We start from the raw sequence: 9,790 nt of genomic DNA on the forward strand, positions 1-9,790 counted from the left end.
GCAAAAATCATACACATCGTTAATTCGCCGAGTTCGCCTGTAATTAATCTAATCAAGGTCTTTTCTCTGATTCAAATTCACCTCCAAAAATAACTCGGCAACACCGGCAAGACCCTCCCCTAGATCAGGTAAAAATAGTCCCATTTTCACATCACCAACAAAGTGCGGGTCAACCGATGTAATATTTTCACTGTTTTTTGTGAAAAATTAAAGATGCAATTTGGCTCATCAACCAAGCGGTCGGGCTTGGAGTTAGCTTGGGCCTCCCAAATTCAGTTTTTATCTTTAAAAGATAACAATCCCTTAGCATTTCACAAGGCTTCCGAATCTCAGTATCACAAAAAACAAGACTTGCTTTTTAGGTAATCAAAACTCAAAGCCATGTACTTTTTTGCAGAAAATTCGACGAATACCGACTATTCTTCTATCAAATACTCCAGTACTGTATTAGAATTGTCTAATTTTGAAAGTAGTATTATAAACTTACTCTCTTACTCCACTTTTGATACCATTTCCTATTTAAGTAAGTCATTCTAGCCTCTATGAGAAATGTTTTTGTTGCTGCCACCTTCCTTTCATTGTTTGGCGCATTTTCCAATACCTACGCCCAAACCGGCCCGGCGGGCATTGGTAGTGGCGATGGTTCAATTGCTCCCCGAAACGTACTGTGGTTGAAAGCCGATGCAGGTATTACCCAGTCGAGTGGTAAAGTAAGTGCGTGGGCCGATCAATCTGGCAATGGGCTGAATGCTGCCCAGGCGAACGGCACATGGCAACCAACCTATACTGCAAGCAATGCCAACCTGAACAATAGGCCATCCATTAACTTCGGGCCAACGGGCAGCACCAACTATAATTTGGCGGTAAATGACAATTCACTGCTGGATTGGTCATCGGCCATGAGCTTCTTTTTAGTAATAAGAACTGAAAGCAGCGGCGTACAGGGGATTTTAAACAAAAGAACTGGCGTTGGAGCCAACCAGTCTTACCGGTTATACAGAAACTCCGGCAGCATCAGTGCCGATATCAGCGACGGCGGCACAGCCAATGTAAGTGTCAGTGATAACACCAATTATGTTATCTCAACCACTTATGATCACACGCTGTCCGGGAACAAGTTCTTCCTCAATAGAAACTCTGTGACAAGCAGTGGCGCCAATGTAACAACTCCTTTGCCCGACAATGCATCACCATTATATATCGGAAATTTCAACCTTAGCGACAACCGAAGCTTTCCAGGCGATATTGCGGAGGTCATCATCTACAATGGAGCAGTAAGCGCCCCGCAAAGGGTCATCATTGAAAACATGCTTGGTCACAAATATGGCATCAACCTGACCACAAACGATATTTTTGGCAATCTAGGCACCTACAATACTTCTTACTTCACCCAATACAGAGGACTGGGAACAGTGGACGGCACGGTCAAGGTGACTTCGGCGACTTCCGACGCATTGCAAATAAGAGAAGTGAATAGCTCACTGGACGCCGGAGAGTTTGTTGCTTTTGCTCACGATGGCACAGCACATGCCGACGGGCTTGCCACTCAGATTGGAGCTGGTGTTACTTCACGCTGGGCAAGAAGCTGGTACACAGAAGTAAGCCAGTCTGGTGTGGTCAACGGAGGCGGTGTCAATGCAGAGTTACTTTTCGACTTTAACGATGCCGGACTCACTTACTCAGGCAACCTCAACGAATATGTTCTGCTTTACAGAAGTGATGTCTCCGCTAATTTCACGAGCATATATGTGGACAAATACTCCCTTGAAAGCGGTGATAAGGTGGTAATTTCTATTCCAGCCTCAAGGTTCAAATCAGGGTATTACACACTAGGGAAAGGGACTCAGCTTACATCAAAAACATGGTATGTGTTTCAGGACGGCGACTGGTCGAATTCAGCTACCTGGACGCTGGACGCTTCCACAGCACCTATCGTAAAGAACCCCGGCAACAACATCCCCGGTGCCGAAGACGATGTAATTATCAGACCAGGCAGAACGGTGACCGTTCAGCCAGGCACAAATAACATAACCGTCAATTCTATGGAGGTGCGTGGCAACTTGTATCTTACAACTTCCACTGGTCACAACTTCAAAACGATAAACGGCAACGGTCAGATCAGGCTTCAGGGAAATGGCGGCATCACCAACTTCCCAGCGGGCATTACAACAGGGAATATCGGTTTTTCTGACCCCGACAACGGTGGAACCTTGATCATGGCTGGCGCAGGGGACATGACATTAGCGGTTGCAAGAACCTTCAAGAATCTGCGCATCGAGAAAGCAACAGCCACTGACAAAGTCATTCTTGCCTCTAACTACAGCCTCTATGGCAACCTCACTGTTAGAAACGGAAAGTTTCAGTTTGGCGACGGCACTACCACAGCCAGAAGCCTCACCGTTGGCGGCGACGTAATAGTGGAAGACAACGGCAGTACCAGGATAGGAAGCATAGTTACAGCAAATGCCAACGCCACCCACTCGTTCACCATTTCAGGAAACTTCACCAACGATGGTCAGACATATTTCACTAACCGGACAGACTTTGCTTCCGTGGCGGCCAGATATAGCCCATCAACAGCCTACTACACTACAGACGATGTAACAGGCAGGGTCAACACCTTTTTCAATAGCGCCACCAAAGATCAGACCGTCGACTGCAACAACCTGACCTATTTCTCAAGAATTGTTATCGATAAAGGAACAGACGAAACCTTCACGCTTTCCATTCAAGCGCCGGACAGTGCTTATTTCCGTTTGCTCGGAAGAGCCAACTACGATGTCAACTCGGACATAACTGCGGCAACATCCAACCTGAACGCTTTCTCCCTTATCAAAGGAACGGTAAAGCTGGGGGTTAACGTAGCAGTCCCTGTAATTAATACTACCGGAAATTACTCAATCCCAAAAACGGCAAAGCTTCAGATTGACGGAGGGTTTGTGGCCAAAACCGGCGGCACGGCCATTGTGCCTTATGGCACTGTAGAAGTTACGTCGGGAAAGCTAATTGCTTCCGTTGGAAGCGGCTTAACTCTGAGAGACGCCGGAAAGCTGAAAGTCGATGGTGGTACTGTTTATATGGCAGCGTTCAGAACGTCGGTAAATGGCCTTTCTGCTCAGGGAACGTACGAACAAAATGGTGGTACTGTTACCATCAATGGCGGCGGTTCAGTCAATGCTGACTACGCCCTATTCTCCCTTACCTACACAGGGAACGTATTTGTAATGACCGGTGGCGATTTGATTGTGAATGGCAGAAACAATTTAGGCACCTCCAGCCTCAGAGGGAATATATTTATCAACTGTGACCCGGGCAATCAGGTGGTAACTGGGGGCACTGTCACTTTCCAGTCAAGCACAACCACCGAATACCGAGTCACATCCAGAGCTCCTTTCTACAATGTAAAAATGAGAGCCACAGCAGCTTCCGTGGGCAATATCGTCCTCACAGGCACTACATCAGGTACCGGAGGAGGCTCAGACGAGCCAGCGGTCGCCGCACAGCCTCTGGTAGCACTCAACGACCTTATAATCCACGGATACAGCGACACCTATAACAACAACCCGCTGGGAAACTATCCGATTGTATTTGCACCTATCACATCTGCTATCAATAACAATGACGTATATGTTGGTGGCTCCTTCTATATTGGGAGAAACTCAACTTACAAGGCTGTGTTTGGGGGCGTTGCTCCTTATGACGGTATTGCAGATCTGCCAACAAGTTATAACACTACCTTTTTCAATCAAACGATTGGCACTTCTGCTGTCGACACTGTCTACTACGGCGTAACGAGTGGAATCGGGCAGCTAGAAACAGGTAGCGTGGTGCTCAACAGAACCAGCGGCAATGAGCTCAGGCTGGTGGCGAGAACGGGAAACACTGGTGGAATCAGACTGGACGTTAACGGAGACATTTCTGTGCTGTCCGGAACGATGGATCAAAATGCTTATACGCTGAGGATTTGGGGAGCCATCACCAATAACGACCGTCTGGGAACTTACTTCAGCGCAGGCCCATACCCAACAGCCTCTGGCACACCCTCCACCGCACAAATTCGCTTCAGAGAAGACCCGCCAGTTACCATCACTACGACGAATGATGCAATCTTCGGAAACATCAGGTTCAACGTGGGGGCAGCTACTACAGTCGAATTGAATAGCGATGTTCTTTTCGAAAGAGTAGAATACCTTAACGGCAGGGTTTATGTAAAAAACCACACTTTGACCATTGATGAGATATGGAACATCAACAATGGCGGAGGAAACTTCTTCAATAGTGACGTAGCCAACACAAGTGTCATTAGAGTTAACAACGAAGGCATTACCGGAAACATCCTCGTCTTTACCGACGGAAACCCCAGTGATGGTGGCCTCAAGCTCAAGGTAAGAGGCAACACGGTAACAGAAGATGAAACGTCGAGGCTAAACAATACCGCCCCTATCACTTTTCCGGTTGGATTTACGCTCGATGGTGGTACTACTTTCTACTCGAGACCAGCCCAAATGAAGGTGAAGGACTTTTCCGACGATGGCTATGTCCAGATCAACGTAGTCTCAGGCGAGCTGCAATTAACGGATCTGGCGGGAGGGCAAGTACTTCAACACTATTGGAGAGTAAGGCACAGTGACTTTATTGTTGTACCAAATGTGGCTTTTCGCTTCTATTACAGGGCATCAAACAGTGTAACTGCTGGTGTGGACAGGCCTAGTCTAGAGCCTGCAGGCTTAGAGGAAAACTATGTGCCTGGCTATGTTCTTGATGAGACGCCCTTTACAAGGGCCTACGAGTCTAACCCTGTAAGTGACCTGACGGACATCGTTACATCCGCCTACCAAAACACAAACCAAAACAACGCTACCCGATACATCACTTTTAATGGGACAAGCAATGGAGGAGAGTTTTCCCAGGCAGGTTTTGCAGGTTTTCCTTTGGTAAATGCCAACTTTACGACCGGCGAGACAGCAAGGTTTGTCAATGCCCCATTGATTTACTACACGAAAGGCCGTGACCTCACTGGCAACCAACCATTGTGGACGACGGCAAATACGTGGACAAGAAATGATCAACCAGGGTTCAATTCTGCTAATCCGCACTTAAGTACAAATCCAGACTCTCCGGACACTCCGGGTGCGGGAGATATTGCTGTCATTGGTTTCTTCCCCTATGATGACCCCAAAACTACATATCGGGGATACTCTCACTCGGCAAGAGTAAATGGAGGTGATGTGACTGCAGCTAGGCTATTGTTTACTCAGATGACAGATAATTTGGGTAATGCGCCTGTAGTAAGAAAACCACTATCGGAACTTGGGGGATCGAACGACTTTCAATTTAGACCGACGCTAACCTGGAATTCAACAGGAAATATTTTAATTAAAGTGATAGAGGGCGAGGGAACTATTCGTGTGAGAGGAGGAAGCACAAACAATAACCAAAGAGATCCAAGTTTCGCAGCTGTAGACCTGGGGCTCTTCAGTAGCCAAGATTCTTCGACTCTACTCTATGAGGCTTTCAATGATTATACCATAAACAACATTCCCGACGAAGTTCCTACACTGTATATTACTAATGATGGATGGGGCTCAAATAATCGAACTGTAACCATCGCAAAGAACTTCACGACAAATCAAAACCTTGAAGTTAGTGGCAACTCGAATTTAGAGCTTAGTAGTGCGTCTGGGGGTAGTGCCACGATCAATGCCAACCTTTACCTTAGACCATTGACTGATGGCACCGGCGGAGGAGAATTAAGGCTCTTAAATAGTGGAATACCGTGGTCAATTGATGTTAAGGGGAGCGTTTACGTTGGAAATCCAACAGGAACCGCTGCTTCAGGAGGAAATGTAATTCGAGTGCAAAGTGGCGGTACTGTTAACCATAGTTTATCGGTTGGTGAAAACATTATTATTAACACGACTGGCAACAATACCACAATAGCACCTAATGGAAATGGGCTGATCTTCGGAGGGAATACAGAATCAAATATCCACCTAACTCTGAAAGGAAGCCTTTCAGGTGCCCTCAACACTACCAACGGAAACATACCCCAACTTTACAGAGTTGCACTAAACAAGAAGGAGAATACAAATGCGAGTTTTGCTTTCAACGACAGCTTCACACTTAGCGGCACAACAAATACAACCGATAAAGCGATTGAAATAGTTAATGGGAAACTTGTATTAAATGACCCGCTAATCGATGTGACACTCTCAAGTGGAGGAGGTAATTTCCTTCTGCCCAATTCCCTCAATATCGAGGCAACCTCAGGATCTGGTGGTTTAGAAATCCAACAAGGTGTAGCTAGGGTAAACGGCGCCAACACTGGTATCATACTTGACGGTTCACTCGTTATCAGTGGCGGTTCACTGAACATGGATGGCGGTGTTGGAGTCAACAACTTTATAGAGTACTCGGCGTCTGGAAATGCATCTATTGAACTTTCCGCTGGCACTCTGACCGTGGGTTCTCAGGTACGAAGGAGTACCGCTTCAACTTCGGGTATTCTAAAGTACACGCAAACAGGAGGTGTAGCCGTATTTGGAAAGAACGCAGTTCCAACCGCCACAAGGGGAGTGTTTGAAGTGATCAACCCTGGCAGCGAGTTCAATCTCGATATTGACGAAGGCGCAGGAGAGTCTTTTACAGTAGTTCGCCACCTCAACTCAACATCAGTACCCACTGTTCGTCTTTCTCCGGCCACAAGCAGCATAAGTGATGGCTCCACAATTACCCTTGGAAATGCAGATACGCCTGCCTCGCAAACGAACTTCGGCATTTACTCCAGCATCAATCTTGAAACGCTGCGGATCGGGTCCGCCAACGTGACTGCTAAAATATACACAGCACCACTTACGGTTGACAACTTGTCCATCACTACGGGGAGTATATTTAACGCCAATGGCCTGGATCTAACAGTAAATGAGGGCATTGTAAACGATGGTACATTTGTTTCGGCTGGCACGATTGCCAACAACCAAACGACTTTCTTTCCAACCTCTTCCACCGGAACGATATCGGGCTCTGGAACTACCACTTTTTGGAACCTTGAAAAGTCAGGATCAGGCTCACTTGTACTTGCAAAGTCCGTGACTGTTGCAAATAATGCCGACATCCTGGCTGGCACTCTGAACACTTCCACTTACGCCTTCAACATTAAGAAGGATCTACTGCACGACGCCACACATATAAGCGCAGCAGCAGGGCCTGGAATAGTTTTTAATGGAACAGAGAAACAAAACCTTGGCAGGTCTTCGTCAGGACTAAGCTATTTTGGTGTTGTAAACCTTAATAACGCAGCAGGGCTGATCATCACCGATACTGACGAAAACTTTCAGGTTGACCAAAAGCTCGTTCTCACCACCGGAGTACTTGATATCGGAGGTAACCTCCTTATCATTCCTGAGACCTCAACCATAGAAAATGGAAGCGGTGGAAAAGCCTATACAGACTTTAACGTACACAGGATGATTCAGACCAACAGCTCCATTAAGGACTTTGGCTTGAGGAAGATTTTTCCAACAATTACAGCAGGCAACTCCACTTTCACCTTTCCAGTCGGTCTTACATCATATACTCCAGCTGTGATAACGGTGAACGATATTTCGGCCAGCTATATTACTGTCAGGCCGGTTGCGGATTTGGCCCCGATTGCCGAGGATGCAGAAACGGCTGGAGCCTGCACCGATCCCGAGATAGTTGACTCCGACAACGTGCTGCAATACTATTGGATTATCAAATCGAGTGGCGTAACAGGCCTCAATGGCACGCTGGAAATGTATTATGATGCAGCCGACTTTTCGGTAACCGCCCCCTATACAGTAGCCAATTACGGGCCTGCAAGACTTTATAACCTTGGATCATTCTGGGACAAAGTATTTACGGAGTCAGAATTTGACGAAAACAATTTGAGAATCGCCTACCCTCTCAATTCCAATACTGACGGAACCCTTGAGGGTATATATACTGCTGGTGTGACCTTACAGAACAATGGCTCCTCATTGCTCTGCGGAGCCGCCATACCTGATATGGTTCCGACTTTTACAACTTACGAGCTGGCTTCGTCTGGCAATTATTACAGCGACGCCTCCTACCAGGAAGGGACGTCACCAGCCCCTGGCTCATCGTCAGATATTGTCGTCAAGTCTGGCTACACCCTGGTTCTGAATTCCAATAATATCCGGATCAGGAAAACGACAATTGAGGCGGGTGCAACGCTGGAAATTGCCTCAGGTTTTTCCAACCACAACCTCGGCTTTGTAACCGGTGCCGGCACCTTAAAGCTCACTTCCAATGGTAGCTCTGTGGCATTCCCGACAGGAGACTATGAGGAATTCTTTCCTGATGCCAACTGTAGCGGTGGAGGTGGTCTTGAGTTCGCTGGTAACGGCTCTTATGCTGTGCTTAATGACATACCAAATGTCAGAAGACTGGTTTTTTCTGGCGCTGGTGACAGAACTGTACCCAATAACAATACGCTTAAAGTGTGTGAAGATCTGGAGATACTGGGGACAGTTAAAGTGGTGGTTCCAGATGGCAATAATTCGACCTCAGTGTATGGAAACATATACAAGTCCGATAACTCAAGCTTCGACAATGGTGGTGGAGCAAGCAAAATAGTACTGAGAGGCCCTGCTGCCCAAAGTGTGTCAGGCAATTTCACTGGAACCAATGCATTTAATAACCTTGAAATCAATAATGCAAACGGAGTCACCATTGTCAACAACGCCGACGCCTCCAGGGGAATTAGTACCAATGCAGATGTGGATGTAGATGGGCAGCTTATCTTCACAAATGGGCTCATAACTACCAATACCGACAATACGCTGAGACTAACGCTTAATGGCACATTGTCTGGGTTTAGCTCAGCCAGGTACGTGAACGGGCCGTTTGTAAGAGTATTGCCGCCAAATGTTTCGTCGTATACCTTTCCTGTGGGTAAGGGATCCAGAAGCGGTGAAATGCAAATCAAGGCACCAACAGGTTATGTAGGCACAAAGGACTGGATTGTTGAATATTACAACGGAGGAGCGTCTGCCATTGGCCCCGTGACAGCAGTTGACCCTGCCGACGGCATTGTGAAAGTGAGCGAGAATGAATACTGGATGATCAGTGTACCCTCCCCGGCGAGCTCAAGTGTAAAGCTAAGTTGGAACAGCGGTTCAGACGTTCAAAGCACCATTGCCAATCTTCGAATGGCATTTTGGTCTGGAACCCTGTGGGACATGATCACCACCACAAGCGCTCCTAGCGGCACGCCAACAGGAGGCTCAATGACTGCCGGGCCCCTTAGTTACAGTACGAAGTTCGTGACTTTTGGCACGACCGACGAAGACACAACCCCGCTCCCGGTCGAATTTTTAAGCTTTAGCGCTACTGAGCTAAATGGCGTTGCGATACTCGACTGGGCCACAGGCTCAGAAACTAACAATGATTTGTTCGAAATTGAGCGCTCTGAGTATGGCATGGTGTATCAAAAAATTGGCGAAGTAAACGGCGCCGGCACCACGACCGACAGGCAAGATTATGCGTTCACTGACTTCCAGCCATTCTGGGGAACATCCTACTACAGGATCAGGCAAATTGATTTTGATGGCCAGTATGATTACAGCAAAGTTGCTTCCATCAGGATTCTTAAAGAAGCTCCTTCCATCAATGCATACCCCAACCCTATCCAGTCGGACATCAATGTTGCTGCCAGGGGGCTTGAGAAAAACTCGCCGGTATTCTATTATATGACCGACCTCAATGGAGCTTTGATCTTACGAGGTGAAGGGCTAGCCGACAGACG

General features: G+C 47.2%; 1 pseudogene. It reads left to right on the forward strand.

From position 1 onward, the window contains the following. Positions 1 to 542 precede the first annotated feature (542 nt). Positions 543 to 9,790, forward strand: a pseudogene (locus AAC037_RS01245) (hypothetical protein); the annotation flags it as partial.

The sequence above is a fragment of the uncultured Cyclobacterium sp. genome (assembly GCF_963976465.1).
Taxonomy (GTDB): Bacteria; Bacteroidota; Bacteroidia; order Cytophagales; family Cyclobacteriaceae; genus Cyclobacterium.